Raw genomic sequence first — 22,029 nt, 5'->3', positions numbered from 1 at the left:
TAAACGTTGCAATGAAAACGCCGCGATCAAAACGCCGCGAGATAAATCTCCAACGCATCCTGTTCGCTAACCGGCCGGGGATTGTTCACCAGCAGCCGCGTCTGCAACATCGCATCGGCGGCCATCCGTTCGAGGCCGTCACGTTCGATGCCGACATCGCGCAGCCGCGCCGGAATCGAGGTTGCCGCGATCATCTGTTCCAGCCGCTCAATTAGCGCCGCCGTCTTGCTCTCGACACTGCCCGTCACGCCCGGCACCACCACATCGGCGAGTTCGGCGTAAAGATGTGCCGCCGCGTCGGCGTTGAAGCGCAGCACGTGCGGCAGCACCAGCGCATTCGAAAGACCATGCGGCACGTGATAAATGCCGCCGATCGGATAAGCCAGCGCATGCACGGCGGCAACCGGCGAATTGGCGAACGCCTGGCCCGCAAAGGTCGCGCCGAGCAACATCGCTTCGCGCGCGTTGCGATTCTGGCCGTCCTCGCACGCACGCAGCAGATTGCGCGACAGCAGATCGAGCGCTTTCACCGCGAGCAGATCGGAAATCGGATTCTTCAGATGCGCGGACGTGTACGCCTCGATCGCATGGACCATCGCATCGACGCCGGTCGCCGCAGTCGCCGCCACCGGCAGGCCGAGCGTGAGTTCCGCGTCGAGAATCGCGAGATCGGCGATCAATTGCGGCGCGACCACACCCATCTTCTTCGCTTCGCCGACCGTGACAATCGACACGGCGGTCACTTCGGAGCCGGTGCCAGCGGTCGTCGGCATCTGCACGAGCGGCAGACGCGACACGCTGACCTTGTTCACGCCGTACATTTCGCTGAGCGCCTGCTGTTGCTGCGGCGCGAGCACGGCGATCAGCTTCGCGACGTCCATCGACGATCCGCCGCCAAGGCCGAGCACGATCTCCGCGCCGGCGTGCCGCGCGCGCGACGTCGCGTCGAGCACGATGTGTTCGGGCGGATCGGCGATGACGTCATCGATGACGATCGCGTCCCAGCCGTGCGCGGCAAGATCGGCGAGCGCCGGGTTCAGCAGGCCGCTCTTGTGCAGGAAACCATCGGTGACCACGCAGACGCGCGTGAGCGCCGGAAATTGTCCGCGCAGCAACGCGCCGAGCCGGCGAGCAGCGCCGAACTCGACGACCATCGTCGGAACGGTTTGAAACCTGAACGTGTTCATCATGCCGGGTCTCCCGGCACCATGTGGCTCGACACTTCGCGCCGGTCGAGCAGCGGAATGATGGTGCCGAATCCCAGGCGCTGAAAATGCTCGGTCTCGCGATGCGCGGTGAGACCGTTGGCGTCGCTGTACTCCTCCAGGATCACGAAGTGATCGGGATCGAGCGGCGAGCGGAAAAATTCGTAGTACAGGTTGGCGGGCTCGGTGCGGGTAGCCACCGCCAGTTCCGTGAGCGGTGCCACGAGCGCGTCGCCGTTGCCGGGCTTTGCGTAGTAATGCGCGATCACCTGCAGGTAAGCATCAGCCATCTATCACTCCATCAAGGCGGGCCGGCCGGCGTTTGGACGTCCGGCACCCGGGTTATCCATACGGTTTGTCGTCGCGGGGCCGGGCGCGGCGACTGCATTTTTATGCGTGTCGAAACTGGGCGCTCTGCCGAATACGACGCAGGCGGCGCGTGTGGCGTCGGCGGAGGCACGCTCCTGCTCGCTTGCTCCAATCGATGCAGGAATATCCACAATTTCGGTACAGCCTTCAGTTGTACCAGATTCGGGTCGATTTGCTCCACGCGCCGGGTTGACTCGCGCCACAAGCCAATGCGCCGCGAATAAGGTTGCGAAAGAGTCTGCACTTGCCACTGACTAACCGTCCGGTTGCCACGCTCAACGGCACCTGTCGAGAGGGGATCGAAGTCCACGAAACCCATGCCAATTGAATTCGTGTTTGAGAATGATTCGCGTTTACGATAAATTGACGTTCTGTCCTTTGAAAACAGCGGGAGCGAATTCATGGCTGAGGTGCTGGTCCGGCAGGAGCCTTCAACGGCATTACCAAGGAAGCCGGTTCTCAGCGCGGGGAGCGCCTGCACGTCGGTGGCGCGTCGCACGCGCGGTGCGTCCGATGGCGTGGCATGGGAGAAGGGCACCCTGCTTGACGTGCTGATCGACAATCGTCCGGCGCTGGTTCAACTGGCTCAGGACCTGATCGGCTGCGCAAGTCTTGCCGAGGACGTGGTCCACGATGTCTTCATCAAGCTTGTCGACTTCCGGCAACAGGACGCCGTGCGTCAGCCGGTCGCGTACGTGACCCGCATGGTGCATAACGCGGCGATCGATGTTTGCCGTCGCCAGAGTCAGGAGGGCTGCGACGAGCCAACCTGTTGTGCCGAAGAAAACGAGTTGCACGCGCCATCGCCGGAAGACGCAATCCTCGCGCGGGACGCGTTGCGGCAAGTCTTCAACGCGCTGGAGCAATTGCCGCCGCGCAGCCGCACCGCATTCGAAATGGTACGCGTGCGCGAGGAAACGCTGGAACACACGGCGCGCGCGCTCGATGTGTCGCAAACGCAGGTGCATTTCATGGTGCGCGACGCGGAGAGACATTGCGTCGATTGTCTCGACGCGAGTAATCGCGGAGTGACCGGCCCGGAGTATTGCGGAGGGCGCGTGCGTCGGCGGTGAGGCGCGAGCGCCTGCCGGGCGCCGTTGCGGAATGAAGCGCGCGGCAAGCCGCTGAAATCGGCCCGCCGGGCGCTTCAGTTTCAGTTTTAGCTTAGCGTCAGCAGGAATCGCAGCGTGCGGCCTGCTGCGGCTGCGCTTTATTCAGCCGTCTGGAAGAACCTCCTGAGATCGCAAAACTCAACGCTGCAAGCACGGCGACGCCGATCCCGCCGTACAGCATCACCCAGCCGAACCCACGCATCAACGCGGCGTGCACGATCTCTCCTGACGGATCGATCCGCGCCAGCCCAGGCATCTCCGTCCCGATTCCACCGACATTGCCAGCGGCAATTTTTTGCGCGAGTCCGGCGAGTTGCGCTGCGTCGAACGTGGACGGCAGATTCGCTTTCAGATGAAACAGAATCCCGCCGACCAGAATCGCGCCCATCAACGCAATGTTGATCGCGAGCGTGATCATGCGCGCGCTCATGTCGATGCCGGACGCCATCCCGGCTCGCTGCGCGGGAACGGCGGCGGTCGTTGCATTGGTGACGGGCGTGTTGGTGAGTCCGAGGCCCGCACCCGCGACGATGCAACCGGGCAACATGCTCACCACGCCCGGATGCGCCGCGCTGCTGCCGTATCGCATCAACAGGAAGCCGGCCGCGATCGTCAACAGCCCGGCAGGGATCGCGATTCCCGAACCGTATCGCACGATCAGCCGTTCGCCGAGCGGCGGGAACAGCAGCGTCGGCAGCGTGTAGGCGAGTAGCGCGAGACCCGCGTCGACGCTGTCGTAGCCGAGACCAATCTGGAAGTAGATCGGCAGATAGATCATGAACGGCCAGAAACTGAAGTTCATCCCGGCAGAGCCCATCAACGCGCCGGAGAACTGCGGAATCCGGAACACGGAGAAATCGAACATCGGGCGCGCGCTGAATTTCTCCGCGCACAGAAAGGCCGCGAACGCGAGCGCGGTCGCCGCGAGAATGGCGAGCGCGCGCGGGTTCGCGAAGCCGAGATCCGGCACCTGGGTGATGAAATACACCAGGCCGAAAACCGCGAGCGACAGCGTGACGATGCCCGCGACGTCGAGCGTATGAGCGTGTGGATCGCGCGATTCCTGCACGCCGCCGAACACGAGCAGCAACGTGACGACGGCGAGCAGCGCGTGTACCCAGAACACCCATTGCCAGCCCGACACCGCGACGATCATCGCGCCGATGATCGGTCCGAAACCCAGCCCGATGCCGAAGATGATCCCCCACGCGCTGAACGCGCGAGCGCGTTCGGGGCCGCTGCTGAACTGATGCGAGAGCACGGCGACCTGGCAGATCAGCATCGCGCCGCCGCTCGCGCCTTGCAGCAGGCGCGCGGCGATCAGCGTCGGCACGCTTTGCGCGAGGCCGCAGATCAGCGACGTCACGCCAAACAACGCAATGCCGATCACGAAAATCTTGCGGCGGCCGAACCGGTCCGCGAGCGTGCCGGTTGCCATCAGGACGGTCGTCACGGCGAGCGTGTACGCGTTCATGATCCACTGCATGCCTTTGAAGTCGCCGTGCAGCACGCGTTCGAGCGTCGGGAGAATCACCGGCACGCTGGAGATTTCGAGGCCGAACATCAGCGACGCAAGGCAGATCGCGCCGAGTGCGAGGAGGTTGCGGTGAAGGCCGAACACGTGCGTCGACGGACCGACGTTGTCTGCGGCGTCCTGTTGCTCGTTCCGGGTTGTTGCCGGGCCGCGCGCTGGCGGCATTTTCGACGCTGCCGGGTCGGTTGCCTGACGGGCGGGTTCGTCACGCCGCGGCGGCGCGTTCAGATGACTGGACATGGATTCTCACCTCAATGGTCGATGGCCTTGGCCATTCGTGAATGAGTAATATAGAGGGAATCAAACTCCCCATTGGCGCATGTAAATCCTGTTAATGCGTCTCATGAGGAACCAATAAAGCAGAAATCTGGCGAGAAATATGAGCGACATCCTTGATGGAGTGACGACCTTCGTTCGCGTCGTCGAAACCGGCAGCTTTGCGCTGGCGGCTGAACGCATGAACCTGACGCGTTCGGCGGTCGGCAAGGTGATCGTGCGGCTCGAAAAGCGGCTCGGCGTGCGTCTGCTGAACCGCACGACGCGCAGCCAGAGCCTCACCGAAGACGGTCAGGCTTATTACGATCGCTGCGTGCGCGCGCTGGCCGAACTCGAAGCCGCCGAAGCCGATCTCGATTCGGGGCGGCGCGAGCCCCGAGGGCGCTTGCGGGTCAGCGTGCCGCAGGCCTTTGGTCATCATTGCGTCGCGCCGGTGCTGCTCGGACTCGCGCGCAAACATCCGCAATTGAAGATCGACATTTCGATTACCGACCGCTTTGTCGATGTGATCGAAGAAGGTTTCGATCTGGCCGTGCGTGTCGGGCCGCTCGCCGACAGCGCGAGCCTCGCGGCCCGCAAGCTCGGCATGCAGCACGCGAGCATCGGCGCGTCGCCCGCGTATCTGGCGCGGCACGGCACGCCGCGTAACGTCGACGAATTGCGCGGACACGCGGTGATCGCGTACTTGCGCGCCGGAACGGCCCAACCGTGGGACGTGGTCGATACCGACGGGCAGATTCGTCGCGCGCAAGTCCAGCCGCAACTGGGTTTCGACGACATGCAGGGCATCGTGGACGCCGCGCTTGCCGGGTTCGGGCTCGCGTGGCTGCCGAGCTGGCTGCTCGCGCGCCACGCAAAACGCGGCGAACTCGTGACGGTGATGGACAACTGTTTCCGGCCGTCGCAGGACATTCACGCGGTGTGGCCGGCGAGCCGCTACCTCGCGCTGAAGACGCGCTGCGCGATCGACGCGCTGGTCGCCGAGATTCCCGCGATGCTTGGAACGGCGGTCTGACACGGATTTGCCTGCGCCGCAGGCAGCGTGCTACTTCGGGGTATGGGGGTGGACTAACTCGAATAGAAAAATATTTAGCGCAATCAAGCTAAATATGCGGCACCGCAGCACCGGAATGTTGCTTCAAGTCATCTATAAGACACAAGTCTTAAAAGAGGGTGTATTTCGCTGTAAGCCTTATCTGGCGGGGCTCGACCCCATCCAGCGCGTTTCGCGGATATGTTTGTTTAGCAGCGAATAGAGGAAAACACGCATATACTCACGGTCTGGCCGTAAAAAGTGGTGCCGTGGGTCGCGCGGCGTTTTTGCTGCGTTTTTGCTACGTTTCGCCGGGTTGTATGTTCCGTCGCAGAACGCCGGCTCAGCGCGACCAACGCTCTGTCTATCACCTCACTTAGCAAAGCATCAAACATGTCCACATCGCCGAAGATCATCTACACCCTGACCGATGAAGCGCCTGCACTGGCGACCTATTCGCTGCTGCCGATCGTTAAGGCGTTCACGCGCTCGTCCGACGTGATCGTTGAAACGCGCGATATCTCGCTGGCCGGCCGGATCATTGCTGCATTTCCCGACTACCTCACCGCCGAGCAGAAAGGCCCGGACGATCTGGCTGAACTGGGTGGGCTGACCACGCGTCCGGAAGCGAACATCGTCAAGCTGCCGAACATCAGCGCTTCGGTGCCGCAACTGAAGGCCGCGATCGCCGAACTGCGCGACCAGGGTTACAAGCTGCCGGCTTACCCGGACGTCGCCTCGACCGACGAAGAAAAGGACGTTAAGGCCCGCTACGACAAGATCAAGGGCAGCGCCGTGAACCCGGTTCTGCGCGAAGGCAATTCGGATCGCCGCGCGCCGCTGTCGGTGAAGAACTACGCACGCAAGCACCCGCACAAGATGGGCGCGTGGAGCGCGGACTCGAAGTCGCACGTCGCGCACATGAGCGGCGGCGATTTCTACGGCAGCGAAAAATCGGCGCTGATCGCAGCGGCCGGCGCCGTGAAGATCGAACTGACGGCCGCCGACGGCTCGAAGACGGTCCTGAAGGAAAAGACGGCAGTGCAGGCGGGCGAGATCATCGACGCGTCGGTGCTGAGCAAGAACGCGCTGCGCAGCTTCATCGAAGCGGAAATCGCCGACGCGAAAGCGAACGGCGTGCTGTTCTCGGTTCACCTGAAGGCCACGATGATGAAGGTCTCCGACCCGATCATCTTCGGTCACGTGGTGTCGGTGTTCTACAAAGACGTGCTGACCAAGCACGCTGAAGCGCTGGCCAAGGTCGGCTTCAACCCGAACAACGGTATCGGCGATCTGTACGCGCGTCTGAAAGACCTGCCGGCAGAGACGGTTGCTCAAATCGAAGCCGACATCAAGGCGCAATACGAGCAGCGTCCGCATCTGGCGATGGTCAACTCGGACAAGGGCATCACCAGCCTGCACGTGCCGAGCGACGTGATCGTCGACGCGTCGATGCCGGCCATGATCCGCGAGTCGGGCAAGATGTGGGGCGCCGACGGCGCACTGCACGACGCGAAGGCTGTGATTCCGGACCGTTGCTACGCCGACGTGTACCAGGCTGTGATCGAAGACTGCAAAAAGCACGGCGCATTCGACCCGGTCACGATGGGCACGGTGCCGAACGTCGGCCTGATGGCGCAAGCTGCCGAAGAATACGGTTCACACGACAAGACGTTCCAGATCCCGGCGAACGGCGTGGTCCGCGTGACCGACGCAAGCGGCGCGGTGCTGATCGAGCAACCGGTCGAAGCAGGCGACATCTTCCGTATGTGCCAGACCAAAGACGCGCCGATCCAGGACTGGGTCAAGCTGGCCGTCAACCGTGCCCGCGCTTCGAACACGCCGGCCGTTTTCTGGCTGGACGCGGCTCGTGCACACGACGCGCAGATCATCAGGAAGGTCGAGCAGTACCTGAAGAACCACGACACGAACGGTCTCGACATCCGTGTCCTGACGCCGGTCGAAGCCACGAAGTTCTCGGTCGAACGTATCCGTGCAGGCAAGGACACGATTTCGGTCACCGGCAACGTGCTGCGCGACTACCTGACCGACCTGTTCCCGATCATGGAACTCGGCACCAGCGCGAAGATGCTCTCCATCGTCCCGCTGATGGAAGGCGGCGGTCTGTTCGAAACGGGCGCGGGCGGTTCGGCTCCGAAGCACGTTCAGCAACTGGTCGAAGAAGGTTTCCTGCGTTGGGACTCGCTGGGTGAATTCCTGGCGCTGGCTGCATCGCTCGAACACCTGAGCAACGCGTACCACAATCCGAAGGCGCAGATTCTGGCCAGGACGCTGGATCAGGCTACGGGCAAGTTCCTCGACAACGACAAGTCGCCGGCGCGCAAGATTGGCGGTATCGACAATCGCGGCAGCCACTTCTACCTCGCGCTGTACTGGGCCGAAGCACTGGCCGCGCAAACCGAAGACGCGGCGCTGCAGGCGCAGTTCGCGGGCGTGGCGAAGGCCATGGCTGAGAACGAAGCGAAGGTCGTCGCTGAACTCGGCGCAGCGCAGGGCAAGCCGGTGGATATCGGCGGTTACTACCGTCCGAACACGGAATTGACGAGCAAGGCAATGCGCCCGAGCGCAACGCTGAATCAGATCGTTGATTCGGTAGCTTAACAAGCTCAGGCGAAGCTCAAGCTGGCAACAACTGCGACTGAAGCCGCGACGTAATTCGCACTGACGTAAGCAGTCAACACGACGATGGCGCTCTCGAGCGCCATCGTCGTTTTTCCATCTGCGTACAGATTCACATCGATGAGGCCAGCCGTCGTGCTCGCCATCAGCATCAGACGTGAACGATTTCCCAATCCGCGAGCTTCTCGGGGATTTCAAGCATCGACGTATCGTCGCCTTCCGACAAATGCGGGCACGTCAAACCGCGTGCGAGGTCGTCGGCAGCCTGTTGCGGGCTGTTGAATTCACCAAGCGTCTCATTGCCGTAAGTGGCCTCCCAACCATCCTGGCCCGGCAAAATGTAGAACGCTCCCTGGGTCGATCCAAAGCGAAAGCCTTTCATTTTTCTATCTCCCAATTGCCATTTAAAAACCGCGGTGCCGAGGCTGCCTGTTGCCCAGGTTGTGGGACCAGTCAGGCGCTGTTGCTGCCGTTCCGTTCGACTCAACCGTGTAAAGCGTCGGCTCTTGTAAAAGAGTCTACGTCAGCGTCCGGCGGTGCAAGTGGGTGTTGAAAGCTTCGTTTTGCAAAAAAATATCGTTAAAAAATAACGAGTTATGAGATTCGTTTCGCGATGTGCAACGCTAGGCGACATCGTGAAATGCCGCGTTTGTGCCACGCACCACGATTTTTTACGAAGCGCGCGTTCTTATCACATCGTGAAATTTTGGAGGTCCAGCGCGCGGTTTTGCCGCAGACGGGCGTCGATGTGACGCAGTGGGGCGGCTCACTCAAGCGAGAGCCACCCGGCAACTCACCACCTATCAGGGGACAACACGCCGCAGAAAATCGAGCACCGTGCGATTGAACAGCGCCGGCCTTTGCAGTGGCGCGAAGTGGCTAACGCCGGGCAGCGCGACCAACTGCGCCCCCGGAATGCTGCGGGCGATGTGCTCGGCGTGCTCCGGTTTGATGAATTCGTCGTGCTCGCTCTGCGCCACCACGACCGGCACGTCGATCCGCGCGAGATCGTCGGCGGAGTAATTGGGCTGCGTTTTCTGCATGTGGCTGACGGCGGCGACGAAGGCGTCGAAGTCATCCGGCGTCGCTGAGAGCAGGCGGTAGTCTTTCGTATGCCGGCTGAAACATCGCTCGATGACCGGCGTCAGCACGAATTCCTTCGTGCCGCCCGGGTCCATGTTGCAGCCGAAGTAGAACACCCCTGCCACGCGCTCGGGCGCGCTCGCGCCGAGAATCAGCGCGACGCACGCGCCGTCGCTCCAGCCGACCATTGCGGCGCGCTCTATCTGTAGCGCGTCCATCACGGCGAGTACGTCGGACGCCATCAACTCGTAGCTGTACGGACGGGCGTCGCGCGTGCTGCGGCCGTGGCCGCGGCTGTCGATCGCGATCACCCGGTAACCTGCGTCCACCAGCGCCGGCACCTGGTAGCCCCAGTTGCCGCTATTGCCGAGGCCGCCATGCAGCAGGATCACCGGTGCACCCGCGCCGTAGGCCGCGTACCAGATGCGTGCGGCGTCGTGCTCGACATGGCCGCTGTCATTCGCTTCGGGCAGCGGCGCCGCGCCGCTTGCATCGAAGTTTTCGAGGGTGTCGTCGTCGCTGGATTGCTTGGCGGATTCCATGGGCAGTCTCCTTTGCAGGCTCTCAGGTTTTGTAGTCGGCGTTCACAGCCACCCCAGCCAGCGCCACCACGTCGCGGCGAATAGCAGAAGCAGCAGATATCCGACGATCGTCATCACGATGCCGACGCGCGAGAACTGGCGCGCGGTGAAGGTGTCCGTGGCGAGGCAGACCATGTTTTGCGGCGCGTTGATCGGCAGCACGAAGCCGAAGCTGACCACATAGCCGAGCAGCATTGTCATGCCGAGCCGGTTGAACTCACCTTGCATCGATTGCAGCACGGCGATCAGGATCGGCAGCATCGCGGAGGTCAACGCGGTCGCGCTGGCAAACCCCAAATGGATGACGATCAGGAACGCCGACAAAATCGCAAACGCGGTGAACGCGCTCGCGTGATCGAGGCCGCTGTGATGCGCGACGAGATCGCCGAGCCACTGCCCGGCCGTGGTCGTCAGCAGCGCGGTGCCGAGACTGATGCCGACCCCGAACACGATCACCGTTCCCCACGGAATGCGGTTTTGCACCGTCTTCCAGTCCATCACGCCGACGCGCGGCAGCATCAGGATCACCAGCCCCACATAAGTGACGGACGTGGTGTCGAACGGATGCAGCTTGCCTTCGGTGGCCCAGAAAAACAGCAGGCCGATCGCCACCGCAAGCAGCCGCTTCTGCGGCCCCGTCATCGGACCCAACTCCCGTAGCGAGCGCGCGACCGCCTCTTTTCCTCCGGCGATGCTGTCTGTTTCGGGCGGCAGCATCTTCAGCACGACGACCAGCAGCACCGCAGACATCACGATCGCCCACGGCGCCCCGGCGATCAGCCAGTCGAGCCATGTGACGCGCGCGCCGAGCATCTTGTCCATGAAGCCCACGGTCAGCAGATTCTGCGCGGCGGCGGTCAGAATGCCGACGTTCCAGATGCTGGTGGCCTGTGCGACCACGATCATGATGCCGGCCGCGATGTTCGAGCGTTTGTCGACGCCGAACGCCGAGATCACGCCGATCATGATCGGCACGACGCAGGCGCTGCGCGCGGTCGCGCTCGGCACCACCAGCGACAGAACGATGGTCACCGCAATCGAGCCGATCAGGATGCGCCGCGTGGTCGTGCCGATCAGCGACAGCGTGACGAGCGCGATGCGCCGGTCGAGCCCGGTGATCGTCATGGCTGCGGAGATGAACAACGCGCCCGCGACCAGCGCGAGCGCCGAATTCGAAAAGCCGGCGAGCGCCATGCTGATCGCCGCCGACGTGCCATATAGAACGGACGGGTCCTTGATGGTGGGCGCGGTGCCGATCAGGAACGCCATCAGCGACGTGATGATGATCGCGCTGGCCTCGTACGACACGGCTTCGGTCAACCAGACGACCACGGCGAACGCGAGAATCGCGAGCATGCGGTGTCCGGCGGGCGGCAGCGAAGCGGGTAACGGGAGCAACAGGACGACGATCATCGCGACGACACTCGCGATCAGGCCAATGGGCAGACCGCGTTTGGCCGGAGCAGGCGCCGCGCCGGATTGAGCTTCGGGTTTCGATGCGCTCATGCTTGTCGCTCCGTCGTTGGCCGTGGTCGACCTTGGGGCTTCACTGGCTTGCGTCGTTCAGTGCGCTTTCCCGCCGCGTTTCAGGCGGCTTCCGCCTGAAGTACGAAGCGTAGGCGATGCGCCGGACGATTGGATCACCGAATCGTCGTAGGGGTCAATTGCGGGGGGCGTTGCGTTCATCTCACGCCTGGCAGATGTGCGCTTTTCATGCGCCGCGCATTGTTATTGGCGCGACGGGTCTTCCCACGGCGGCAGCGGCTGCCATGCGTCAACGAGGTGATCGATGAAGAGACGCACCTTCGGCGTCAGATGCCGCCGCGTCGGATAGACCGCGCGAATCGGCAGGCCGTCCATCGCGAACGATTGCAGCAACGGCCGCAAGCGGTCCTGTCTGATTTCGGCGTCGAGCAGATACGAGGGCAGCGTAACGATGCCCGCGCCGCGCACGGCAGCGCCGATCAATGCCTCGGCGCTGTCCATTCTCAATCTGCCGCCGGTTTCCACCGGCGGTTGCTCGAAACCGTTGAACAGCCACGGCTGCGGCCGCCCTGCGCTGACGAAGTGAAGGCATTCGTGCTGCGTCAGATCGGGCGGCGTCGCCGGTATTCCCCGGCGATCCAGATAAGCGGGCGACGCGCAGGTGATCAGCCGTTGCGTCGCCACCGTGCGGGCGATCAGCCGCGAGTCCGGCTTCGGTTCGCCGACCCGGATCGCAACGTCGAAACTTTCATCGACGAGATCGACGAAGCGGTCGGTGAAGCTGACTTCGGCCGACACCGCCGGCCACCGTTCGAGAAACGTTTCGATGACGGGCAGGACCTGCCGATGCCCTAGTCCGATGGGCAGGCTGAGGCGCAAGGTGCCGACCGGCGTTGCACTGCGCACGACCATCGCAGTTTCGGTCTCTTCGAGGTCGTCCAGAATCTGCGTGCAGCGGGCGAAGAAAACGGAGCCGTCGTCGGTGAGACCGAGACTGTGCGGAGTGCGATGCAACAGCCGCACCTGCAAACGCGCTTCGAGCCGCGCAATGATTTTGCCGACCGCCGAACGCGTGAGTCCGAGTTGCTGCGCCGCCGCCGTGAAACTGCCGGCTTTGACCACGGTGACGAAAGTCGCGATGTCGTTGATATTGCCGAGCGCCAAAATCGGAGCCCTCCGGGGTGGATGTCTGCCAAGCGAGGGAAACGCGTGAGTCGAGCCGTTGCTGGCGGCAGGTGCGCGTCCCGATGATATCCCCAAGGCCCATCTGTCGCGTTGATGGGGAGCCACATTCCCCATCGATCCTTCTACTCTCCGTTTCAGAAAGCCGTATTGACCGGCGGTCACGTCAACGCAGTGCGACGGTCCGCCGGTTCCTTATTTTTCGAACCGGAGAATTTCCATGGATGCCAATCAACTAGCCTGCCCATCCGCGCCACAGGTGGCCGCGGGCGAAGGCGCAGCACTTTTATCGACACTCGATGCCTCCACACGTGGACCATCGTGGCTGGCGGTTTTATCGGTCGCGATCGGGTCGTTCGCGTTCGTGGCAACCGAATACATGCCGGTCGGCCTGTTGCCGCAGATCGCGCACGATCTCGGCGTGACGCCGGGCACCGCCGGGCTGATGGTGACGACCCCGGGCGTGATCGCCGCGATCTCCGCGCCCGCGTTGCTTCTGGCGGCGGGGCGGATCAACCGTCGGCTGATCCTGTTGCTGCTGGCCGCGCTGTTACTGGCGTCGAATGTGATGTCGGCGCTCGCACCGGGCTTTGCCGCGATGCTCGCGGGCCGCGCGCTGCTGGGCGCGAGCCTCGGCGGCTTCTGGACGGTCGCGCTCGGCGCGTCGGGGCAACTCGTGCGGGAAGACCAGGCGGCTCGCGCCGGCGCGACGATCTTCATGGGCATCACGCTGGCGACGGTGGTCGGCGTGCCGCTCGGCACCTTGATCGCCGATCTGAGTTCCTGGCGCGTGTCGTTCTTCGCGACCGCCGTGCTCGCCGCGCTCGCGCTGGCGGCGCAGGCCGTGTTCCTGCCGTCGATGCCGCCCAGAGCGGCGATGCGTCCCGACGATTTCCGCGCGATGCTGGCTCGCCCGGTCGTGCGCCGCAGTCTGTTGCTGGTCGGCTTGCTGTTCGGCGCGCACTTCGCGGCTTATACGTACATCGCACCGTTTCTCGAACGCGATGCGTCGTTCGGTGCGTCGTGGATGACAGCTGTGCTGCTTGGCTTCGGCGTCGTCGGATTCGGCGCGAATTTCGCGGTCTCGGCGCTCGTGACGCGGCATCTGAAGGCGTCGTTATTGACGTTGGGCGCGTTGCTGGCGCTCGCGCTATTCGCGTTGCCGATGTTGCACGCCTCGCCTGCTGCGGTGATCGCGGCGGTGATGCTGTGGGGCATCGCCTACGGCGCAATTCCGCTGAGCCTGAGCATCTGGATGCAATGGACTTCTCCGGATCGGCCGGAAGCGGGATCGTCGCTGTTCGTCAGCACGGTGCAGACCTCGATCGCGCTCGGCTCGCTTGCTGGCGGCGCGGTGGTCGACCACCTCGGCATTGCATCGACGATGCATCTCGGCGGCATTCTCGCCGTGCTCAGCCTGTTCGTGATCCTGACGTTCGGCACGCGTCACGCGAGTCTCAAGGATGCGCTCGGCAAGTAGGCGAGGCGGCGCGCGTTGAAACACTCAGGCTCCGCCATCGCAACAATCTCTGTATGCCGCGCATCGCAGCACCAGAAGGCTTCCAGCGCATTGCGGACCACGCGGTCCGAAGTCTTCGGAGGCGCGGCCCGTTTTTCCCGACGGGCCGCGCCTATAGATTGTCATCAACGCCGGAGAACGCATCGCGCGCCTGGCGGCAGTCATTCACCGGATAACTTTCGAGAGACGAGAAACCATCATGAGCAAGCTTTTCACGACCGTCAAAGTAGGACCTTATGAATTCGCGCACCGCGTCGTGCTCGCCCCGTTGACGCGGATGCGTGCCGAAGACGGCGCGCGCCCCGGCCGTCTGATGGCCGAGTACTACGCGCAGCGCACGTCGCCCGGCGCGTTGCTGATCGGCGAGGCGACCATCGCGGCCCCCAACGGCAACGGCTATCTCGGTGCGCCGGGCCTGTACGACGACAGCCAGATCGCCGGCTGGCGCGAAGTCACCGACGCCGTGCATGCGAAGGGCGGCCGCATCTTCCTGCAGCTTTATCACGCGGGACGTCAGTCGAATGCACAGTTGCAGCCCGATGGCGGTCAGCCGGTGGGGCCATCGGAAGTGTTGCACGGCGGTGTCGCCTATACGGAAGCCGGCTGGGTTCCGAACACGCCGAACCGCGCGTTGCAGACCGACGAGATCGCCGCGATTGTCGAGAGTTTCCGCAGCGCCGCCGAACGCGGCGTGAAAGCGGGCTTCGACGGCGTGGAATTGCACGGCGCGAACGGTTATCTGTTCGACCAGTTCCTTCAGGACGGCAGCAATAAACGCACGGACGCTTACGGCGGCTCGTTCGAAAATCGCGCGCGTCTGCTGATGGAAGCGACCCGCGCGGTCATGTCCGTGTGGGGCAGCGACAAGGTGGCGGTGCGCCTGGGGCCGAGCGGATCGTGGGGCGATATGTCCGATAGCGATCCGGTCGCGCTGTTCACGTACGTCGCGGCGGAACTCGCGAAGCTCGATCTCGCGTATCTGCATCTGATCGAGCCGCGCATCGCGGGCAATGTCGAGGACGAAAGCCGCAACCAGGCGCCGGTCGCCGCGCAGACGATCCGCAAGCACTATCCGGGGACGATCATCGCGGCAGGCGGTTTCAAAGGCGACTCGGCGGAAGCGATTCTTGTCGCGGGAGACGCCGACCTCGTCGCGTTCGGCCGTGACTTTATTGCGAATCCGGATTTGCCGGAGCGTCTGCGTTTGAAGCTGCCGCTCAACCGCTACGACCGTCCGACGTTCTTCGGCGGCACGGAAGTCGGCTATACCGACTATCCGTTCTATCGCGAAGAAGCCGAAGCTGAAGCCGAAGCCGAAGCCGAAGCCGAAGCCGAAGCCGAAGCTGAAGCCGAAGCCGCCATCGTTTAAGGCAGCTGCGCCTTAACCGCCGTCGCCGAAGCCTGAGCCGGAAACAGATGTTCGGTCAGATAGTCGATGAAGACCCGGGCCTTCGGCGACATCTGCCGGCCCGACGGCCACAGCGCGCGAAACGCGCTGGGGCTGTCCAGAAACGGCTCCAGCACCGCCACGAGCGAACCTTCGGCCAACCGCGCGCGCACGGTGAAGTCGGGCGCGCAGACGAGGCCGAGCCCCTGTTCCGCGAGCAGGATAAGCGGCTCGACGGCGGTGACGATCGCCACGGTCGGCAGGTCGATATCGAGCGTCTCGCCGTCGCGGCTCAACGGCCAGCGCCGCAATTTACCGGTGGTCGGAAAGCGATGCTGAAGGCACGCATGCTCGCGCAACTGCTCCGGTTCGGTCGGCACGCCGCGCCTCGCGAAGTACGCGGGCGAGCCGACAATCACCTGCCGGAACGTGCCCATCGTGCGCGTGATCAGCGTGGAATCGGCGACATCGCCGGTGCGGGTCGCCACGTCGAAACCCTCTTCGATCACGTCGACCATCCGGTCGGAGAAATCGATGTCTAGCGTGATGTCCGGGTACGCGATCATGAATGCGCCGATCACCGGCATCATCAGCGTGCTCACCATGGGCATGCTCACGCGCAGTCGTCCGCGCGGCTCGGCATTCGCGAGCGCCAGTTCGGTTTCGGCAGCCTCGATTTCACCGATGATCCGCTGACACCGCGTCAGGAAAATCGCCCCCTCGGGTGTCAACGCAATGCTGCGCGTGCTGCGATGAAAGAGACGTACGCCGAGCCGTCCTTCGAGCCGCGAGATGGCTTTGCCCACCGCCGACGACGAAATGCCCAACTGCCGGCCCGCCTCGGTGAAGCTGCGGGTTTCGGCGGCGCGCACGAACACGTTGAGCGAGCCGAACCGGTCCATGGCCCCCGGCGACGATGCGCCAATTTCGCCGACTGCAGCAGGCGCCGCCGGCGCGAGCCGCGCGGTGGCGGAAACGGCGGAGCGGCTGGCCCGATCGGGCGTCGTCATGAGAACTCCTTGGGTTCAGGCGCGTTGCAAGACCTTCGAGAACAGCACTTCCTTCAGATTGACGACCGGCGCAGGATCGCGTTGCGTGCGCGCGAGCAGAAACGCGCCTTGCATCGACGAAACGATGAACGTGGCCAGTTGTTCGCAATTCGTGTCGGCCCGCAATTCGCGCGCGGCGACGGCGGCTTCCAGGCAATATAGAACGCATCTTTCCAGTTCGGCGAAGATCTCGTTCAGACGCGCGCGGATGGTGTCGTTGTCGCTCGAATCGGCGGCGAAATTGCCGAGCAGGCAGCCGTTGCGCGCATCGTTCAGGCCGATCAGGCGGATATGCACATCGACATATTTGCCCAGACGATGCAGCGGCTTCAAGTCGTCGTTCAGGAGCGTGTCGCGCAGGTCGCCGCGCGCACGTTCGGCGTACAGATCGATCACTTCGAGACCAAAGGCTTCTTTTGACGCGAAGTGGTTCGTGAAGGACCCGTGCGGCACGCCCGCCGCCTTCACGATGTCCCGCACGCTCGCGCCGTTGAAGCCGAATTCGTGGATGACACGCATGCCTTCGGTAATCAGCGTGTCTTTGTGTGAGGGTTTCGGCATGGTCGGAATGTCGTGGGCGTTTTCATACGATGAGGTTTGCGTTGCGCGAACGCCCCGCATTGTGTCATGCACAAGGCGGGGCGAGGTTGCGGGCAGGCGGTGTGCGGCGGCTTGATTCTGCCGTGTTCGCTTTAGCCCAGCGCGATATGCCGCCCGCTTTCCGACGATTCTACGGCGGCGTCGAGCAGCTCATGCAGCCGCACCGCGTGCTCGAAAGTCGGCGCCGTGTGGCTGCCGGTGCGGACGTCGTCGGCGAAGGCTGCGTAGAGTTGCGCGAGTTCCAGCACGGCGGACGGCAGGTCGGATTCAGGCAGGCGGTCATACGAAGCGGGCACCGGTAACGGTACAAGCGGCAGGTTATCGCCGTGTGCACCTTCCACCACGTAGTCGTCGCCGAGATTGCCGAACGCCGACCGGTTGGTGATGCGTAAATCGCCTTCGGTGCCCGTGATGTCGATCTGCACGCCCGAGCCGTTGCGCTTGCCGCCTTCGATATGCACCGACACCACCGCGCCGTCCGCGAGACGTCCTGCGAGAACGAGCTGATCGGGCGTCGTGGTCGGCAAGACCTCGCCGGTTTCCCTGATCGTCACCTGATCGAACTGATTGACGCTGAGCGCGCTGATCGACAGCGGCCAGCCGGTCGCTTCGAACAGCATGTCGAGAAAATGGCCGGCGTAGATGGCGATCACGCTGGAGAAGTTTTCCGGCGGCACGGTCCAGCGCAATGCGTTCGAACGCAGCGCCTGGAAGTAATTCATGCTCACGTGAATGCGTACCGAGCGCAGCCGGCCGACGTAACCCTGCGCGAGCAGATCGCGGACGTAGCGGTTGTGCGGCGCGAGCCGCCGCTGCAAGCCGACTACATGGCGCACGTTTTTTTGCCGGGCGAGTTCGACCAGCTCTCGCGAAGTGTCGACGCTGGGCGTCAACGGCCATTCGCAATACACATCCTTGCCGGCCGCGATGGCGGCGCGCACGCCTTCCGCGTGTTGCGGCGCGGTGGTCAGCACGATCACCAGATCGACTTCGGGATGATTGACGAGGTCGTCGAGCGAATCGGCGACGTATTTGAAGCCGTAACGTTGGGCGACCTCGTCGGCCGCCTCGCGGCGCTGGCTGAACACGGCGGTCAATTCGTATTGCGGCAGCAGGCTCAACACGCGCACATGGCCGTGCCGCGCCCAGTTGCCGACGCCGACGATGCCGACCCGGATCGGAGCGTCGCCGGTAGTCAGGGAAATTCGAGTCATGGGATACCTCGCGCTGACGCGCGACAGGGCGGCTCGCAAACCGCAATCCGTTGCGGCTGCGAGGTCCGCCGACAAACGTTATACGCCGGTGAACTGGTCGTTGAATTGCGTGACGAAGGCGGCTTCGTTTGGCCCCGCGTTGTTGCGCAGCGGACGCGCGATGTCGACGATCGCTTCGTCGGCATCGGTGCCGAGTTCGCGCATGGTCTGTTCGATGAACGGCGCGAGCGGCATGGCGCGCGGTTCGTTCCTGCTGTCGAGCAAATCGGTCTGCACCCACGGCGGCGCGATTTCGACGACGCGAACCGACGTGTCCTTGAGCTTGTAGCGCAGCGATTGCGTGTACGAATGGATCGCGGCCTTGGTCGACGAGTAGACGCCGGAAATCGCCAGCGGCACGAAGCCGAGTACCGACGACACGTTGATGATCGTCGCATCGTCCTGCTGTTGCAGATGTTCGACCAGTTCGCCCGTGAGGCGGATCGGGCCCATCAGGTTGGTGGTCAGCGTGGCGACGATCAGCGCATCGTCGACGGGCTTGCTGAGGTCGTCGATCTGCATGATGCCGGCGTTGTTGATCAGCACGTTCAGCGACGGATATTTCGCGATCAGCTCGCGCGCGACCGCAGCGATGTTTTGCGGATCGGTGATGTCGAGTTCGACCGCCTGCATGCCGGGGTTGGCGGCAATCGTCTCGTCGAGATTGGCCTTGCGCCGTCCGGCGATGATCACCTGATTGCCGAGTCGATGGAATGCTTCAGCGAGTGCCCGGCCGATGCCCGAGCCGCCGCCGGTGATGAAGATCGTGTTGCCTGTGAGTTTCATGATGTGTCTCTTGAGGAAATTGAAGGTCCGCGTACCAGTGAATGTCGCCGTCAGGCGATGTGTGGAATATGGACGAACGTATTGGGCGCATCAAGAAGCCCGGGGCGAATGGACAATTCGGACGGGCAGAACAATGAAATTACCGGCTGCCCGTTTATGGCGGTGGCTCGCGAATCAGCCGGTATTGGCCGGGAAAGGCAGCCGGTCCGGCTGCGCAGACCGGTTCGGAAGGTGGATCAGGCGGAAATCAGTACGATTGTATTTTTATGTGGCGATGGTAGCCACTGCGCGTAGCCAGGTAATAACGGCGCCCAGCCGCGCGCGCCACCTCACCCGCCAACTTTACTCATCTCATGCGCGCGCCGCAGCCTCTCGCGGCTATTGCTCAAATGCATGCGCATCGCCGCACGTGCATCGTCGGCATCCTGGCGCTCGATCGCGCGATAAATCGTCTGATGCTCGCCCAGCACATTGCGCAGATGTTCGACATGGTCGAGTTCCGCGATCTCGGCGGACCCGAGCCGGGTGCGCGGACTCACCGCGCGGCCCAACTGGCTGAGCACGTCGAAGAAATAGCGATTGCCGCTCGCGCGCGCGATCTGCAAATGAAACTCGATGTCGTGCGCGACCGTGTCCGTGCTGCCGCGTTCGAGTTCGGACTCGAAGCGCGTCAGCGCAGCGCGGATCAGCTTGAGGTTCTGTTCCGTGCGGCGCGTCGCGGCGAGCGCGGCCGACGCGGCCTCGACATCGATCCGGAATTCGATGATCGCCATCACGTCGAGCATGTTGGACAGATCGGCGGTCGGCAACTGCATCGGCTTTTCGGACGCGGGCGCCAGCACGAAAGTGCCGATGCCGTGACGCGTCTCGACCACATTGGCCGCCTGCAGCCGCGAAATCGCTTCGCGAACCACGGAGCGGCTCACGGAGAGCTGCTTCATCATCGCGACTTCGGTGGGGATACGGTCGCCTGGCCTCAGGACGCCGCGGCGAATTTCATCGGAAAGGGTGGCCACCACCTTCTCAGTTAGGCTGCTCATTTTTGTGGCTTGTTTGACTAATCGACGGTGAATGCACGCGTTATTGCAGGGGCGACGGCACGGGCCGCAACGGCCTGGCCATCGTGACTCCGGTCGACATCGCAGGCGATGCCGTGGCCCGGCTCCTCTTAAAGTATGGCACAGGACGTTTTCCGAGTCCTATGTGAAGGGCGCTGATTGCAGTAAAGGAATGGATTGACCCACGCCTTCCCGCTGCACAACGAAGACAGGATAAAATCTAAGTCATCAGACGTCTTAGTTCGTGATGAAAAGTCGATTTTTCGTTATGTGATGCAGCACGGACACTATATTACATGGTGATTTACAGGGTAAACACCACATTGGAATCGATCTCAAAAAAGAGTAGACTGTCGTCAGACAACGTATCACGATTGCTGGAGCTAACGTAGTCAGTTCTGACCAGCCGCGCCGCGTTGCACCCGATCCGACGCGCCCACGTGGCCGATACTGGAGACAACCTTGACCTCTGCTCTCAACCCGGCGGCCGACCCGCTTGAATCCGCAGTATCGAAGGTCAAGCGGCACGTGTTGCCGCTGTTCCTGATCATGTTCATCGCCAACTACATCGACCGCGTGAACATCGGCTTCGTCAATTCGCACATGCAGACGGATCTCGGCATCGGCGCGGCGGCGTACGGCCTGGGAAGCGGACTGTTCTTCATCGGCTATGCGCTTTTCGAAGTGCCGTCGAACGTGTTGATGCAGAAGTACGGCGCGCGTGCATGGCTGACGCGGATCATGGGCACGTGGGGGCTGGTGGCGGGCGCGATGGCGTTCGTGTGGAACGACACGTCGTTCTATGTGCTGCGGTTTCTGCTCGGCGTGGCCGAAGCCGGGTTTTTCCCCGGCGTGGTCTTCTACTTCACGCAGTGGCTGCCGCAGAAAGAGCGTGGCAAGGCGGTCGCGGTTTTTCTGTCGGGCTCGGCGCTCGCGTCGGTGCTGTCCGGTCCGATCACCGGTTCGCTGCTGTCCATTCGCGGACTCGGTTTGCAAGGCTGGCAGTGGATGTTCCTGATCGAAGGCGCGTTTTCGATCGTGTTGTGCGCGGTGAGCTGGATGCTGCTGAAGTCGCATATCCGCGACGCACACTGGCTGACCAGCGAAGAGCAGACCGTGCTCTCAAGGTCGATCGCGATGGAGCAGGCCGAGCGTGACGCACGCGGCGGCGCGCATCTGCCGACCATGAAGCTGCTGAAGGACCCGCAAATCCTGCTGTTCTGCTTCCTCTACTTCGCGATCCAGTTGACGATTTACGCGGCCACGTTCTGGTTGCCGACCATCATCCGCAAGATGGGCGGTCTCACCGATTTCCAGGTCGGCATGTTCAACGCGATTCCGTGGCTGATCGCGATGGCCGGGATGTACGGCTTCGCGGTGCTGTCGGCGAAATGGCGCTTCCAGCAGGCGTGGATGGCCGTGGCGCTGGTGATCGCGGCGTGCGGACTGTTTGCGTCGACGTCGGGCAATCCGGTGTGGTCGTTCGTGGCGATCTGTTTTTCGGCGATCGGTTTCAAGGCAGCCTCGTCGCTGTTCTGGCCGATTCCGCAAGGCTATCTCGACGCCCGGGTCGCGGCCGGCGTGCTCGCGCTGATCAATTCGGTGGGCAACCTCGGCGGCTTCTTTGCACCGGCCACCTTCGGTTATCTGCAGCAGCACACCGGTTCGATTACCGGCGGCCTGTACGGATTGGGCGTCGCGTCGCTGATCGCGGCGGCGGCAGGTTTCCTCACCCGCAACCGTCGCGGCGATAGCGGCAACGACAACAACGCGCTGCCGGATTCGCTGCACAGCAAAGCGCATTGACTACACTGATTTTCACGACCGTTTTTCATTACCGTTAATCGACCGATAAGCACTGACTGATTTCCACCCGG

19 protein-coding genes are annotated in these 22,029 nt (G+C 63.1%); 6 read left to right on the top strand and 13 right to left on the bottom strand.

The features are described 5' to 3' along the window. Nucleotides 1–26 precede the first annotated feature (26 nt). Together ABH945_RS19595 and ABH945_RS19590 are read right to left on the bottom strand one after the other, a co-directional pair. Complete coding sequence (locus ABH945_RS19595) at nucleotides 27–1,187, bottom strand: iron-containing alcohol dehydrogenase (protein WP_429251922.1); 1,161 nt, start codon at nucleotides 1,185–1,187, stop codon at nucleotides 27–29. Beyond that, nucleotides 1,187–1,495 (bottom strand): putative quinol monooxygenase, encoded by a 309-nt coding sequence (locus tag ABH945_RS19590; protein ID WP_429251612.1) that lies wholly within the window; start codon nucleotides 1,493–1,495, stop codon nucleotides 1,187–1,189. Before ABH945_RS19590 ends, ABH945_RS19595 begins: the two co-directional genes overlap by 1 nt. A gap of 480 nt (nucleotides 1,496–1,975) precedes the next feature. Between ABH945_RS19590 and ABH945_RS19585 the strand changes: the two genes are divergently transcribed. Next, on the top strand, nucleotides 1,976–2,647 hold the full coding sequence (locus tag ABH945_RS19585) for an RNA polymerase factor sigma-70 (protein ID WP_429251611.1): 672 nt from the start codon (nucleotides 1,976–1,978) through the stop codon (nucleotides 2,645–2,647). A gap of 97 nt (nucleotides 2,648–2,744) precedes the next feature. Here the strand turns inward: ABH945_RS19585 and ABH945_RS19580 are convergent, their stop codons facing one another. Continuing rightward, the gene (locus ABH945_RS19580) at nucleotides 2,745–4,250 is read right to left on the bottom strand and encodes an MFS transporter (protein WP_429251921.1); all 1,506 of its coding nucleotides are present in this window, start codon (nucleotides 4,248–4,250) and stop codon (nucleotides 2,745–2,747) included. Nucleotides 4,251–4,599: 349 nt separating this feature from the next. Here ABH945_RS19580 and ABH945_RS19575 point away from each other — a divergent pair, with 349 nt between their 5' ends. Further along, complete coding sequence (locus ABH945_RS19575) at nucleotides 4,600–5,511, top strand: LysR substrate-binding domain-containing protein (RefSeq protein ID WP_429251610.1); 912 nt, start codon at nucleotides 4,600–4,602, stop codon at nucleotides 5,509–5,511. A 411-nt stretch (nucleotides 5,512–5,922) separates the two neighbouring features. Then, nucleotides 5,923–8,151, top strand: coding sequence for an NADP-dependent isocitrate dehydrogenase (locus ABH945_RS19570; RefSeq protein ID WP_429251609.1), 2,229 nt, complete (start codon nucleotides 5,923–5,925; stop codon nucleotides 8,149–8,151). Between the two features lie 5 nt (nucleotides 8,152–8,156). Here ABH945_RS19570 and ABH945_RS19565 read toward each other — a convergent pair whose 3' ends face one another. The 5 genes from ABH945_RS19565 to ABH945_RS19545 all read right to left on the bottom strand — a co-directional run bounded on the left by ABH945_RS19565 (nucleotide 8,157) and on the right by ABH945_RS19545 (nucleotide 12,482). Then, nucleotides 8,157–8,321, bottom strand: a complete 165-nt coding sequence (locus ABH945_RS19565) for a hypothetical protein (RefSeq protein WP_429251608.1) — start codon at nucleotides 8,319–8,321, stop codon at nucleotides 8,157–8,159. Then, entirely contained in the window at nucleotides 8,321–8,551 is a 231-nt protein-coding gene (locus ABH945_RS19560) for a hypothetical protein (protein WP_074770510.1), read from the bottom strand. Before ABH945_RS19560 ends, ABH945_RS19565 begins: the two co-directional genes overlap by 1 nt. A gap of 421 nt (nucleotides 8,552–8,972) precedes the next feature. Beyond that, entirely contained in the window at nucleotides 8,973–9,794 is an 822-nt protein-coding gene (locus tag ABH945_RS19555; RefSeq protein ID WP_429251607.1) for an alpha/beta fold hydrolase, read from the bottom strand. A gap of 42 nt (nucleotides 9,795–9,836) precedes the next feature. After that, entirely contained in the window at nucleotides 9,837–11,339 is a 1,503-nt protein-coding gene (locus tag ABH945_RS19550; RefSeq protein WP_074770508.1) for a DASS family sodium-coupled anion symporter, read from the bottom strand. Nucleotides 11,340–11,561: 222 nt separating this feature from the next. Beyond that, the gene (locus ABH945_RS19545) at nucleotides 11,562–12,482 is read right to left on the bottom strand and encodes a LysR family transcriptional regulator (RefSeq protein ID WP_429251606.1); all 921 of its coding nucleotides are present in this window, start codon (nucleotides 12,480–12,482) and stop codon (nucleotides 11,562–11,564) included. 238 nt (nucleotides 12,483–12,720) lie between these two features. Here ABH945_RS19545 and ABH945_RS19540 point away from each other — a divergent pair, with 238 nt between their 5' ends. After that, a complete protein-coding gene (locus ABH945_RS19540; RefSeq protein WP_429251605.1) occupies nucleotides 12,721–13,980 on the top strand; it encodes an MFS transporter in 1,260 nt (419 codons plus the stop codon). Between the two features lie 238 nt (nucleotides 13,981–14,218). Continuing rightward, a complete protein-coding gene (locus tag ABH945_RS19535) occupies nucleotides 14,219–15,388 on the top strand; it encodes an alkene reductase (protein ID WP_429251604.1) in 1,170 nt (389 codons plus the stop codon). Here the strand turns inward: ABH945_RS19535 and ABH945_RS19530 are convergent. From ABH945_RS19530 to ABH945_RS19510, 5 genes are all read right to left on the bottom strand, one after another. After that, on the bottom strand, nucleotides 15,385–16,416 hold the full coding sequence (locus ABH945_RS19530) for a LysR family transcriptional regulator (protein WP_429251603.1): 1,032 nt from the start codon (nucleotides 16,414–16,416) through the stop codon (nucleotides 15,385–15,387). The genes ABH945_RS19535 and ABH945_RS19530 overlap by 4 nt on opposite strands. Before the next feature lie 15 nt (nucleotides 16,417–16,431). Then, nucleotides 16,432–17,016 (bottom strand): TetR/AcrR family transcriptional regulator, encoded by a 585-nt coding sequence (locus tag ABH945_RS19525; protein WP_074771223.1) that lies wholly within the window; start codon nucleotides 17,014–17,016, stop codon nucleotides 16,432–16,434. A gap of 131 nt (nucleotides 17,017–17,147) precedes the next feature. Next, nucleotides 17,148–18,269 carry a Gfo/Idh/MocA family protein gene (locus ABH945_RS19520; protein ID WP_429251602.1) on the bottom strand — a complete coding sequence of 374 codons (1,122 nt, stop codon included), beginning with the start codon at nucleotides 18,267–18,269 and terminating at the stop codon, nucleotides 17,148–17,150. 78 nt (nucleotides 18,270–18,347) lie between these two features. Further along, nucleotides 18,348–19,094: an SDR family oxidoreductase gene (locus tag ABH945_RS19515; RefSeq protein ID WP_429251601.1), complete on the bottom strand. Its 747-nt coding sequence runs from the start codon at nucleotides 19,092–19,094 to the stop codon at nucleotides 18,348–18,350. Nucleotides 19,095–19,423: 329 nt separating this feature from the next. Further along, nucleotides 19,424–20,134, bottom strand: coding sequence for a FadR/GntR family transcriptional regulator (locus tag ABH945_RS19510; RefSeq protein WP_074770501.1), 711 nt, complete (start codon nucleotides 20,132–20,134; stop codon nucleotides 19,424–19,426). Nucleotides 20,135–20,614: 480 nt separating this feature from the next. Here ABH945_RS19510 and ABH945_RS19505 point away from each other — a divergent pair, with 480 nt between their 5' ends. Beyond that, nucleotides 20,615–21,958, top strand: coding sequence for an MFS transporter (locus ABH945_RS19505; RefSeq protein WP_074770500.1), 1,344 nt, complete (start codon nucleotides 20,615–20,617; stop codon nucleotides 21,956–21,958). Nucleotides 21,959–22,029: the final 71 nt, after the last annotated feature.

Origin of the sequence: Paraburkholderia sp. GAS333, from assembly GCF_050435665.1 — a bacterium.
GTDB lineage: Bacteria > Pseudomonadota > Gammaproteobacteria > Burkholderiales > Burkholderiaceae > Paraburkholderia > Paraburkholderia fungorum_A.
This window is presented reverse-complemented; position numbering and strand designations above follow the sequence as displayed.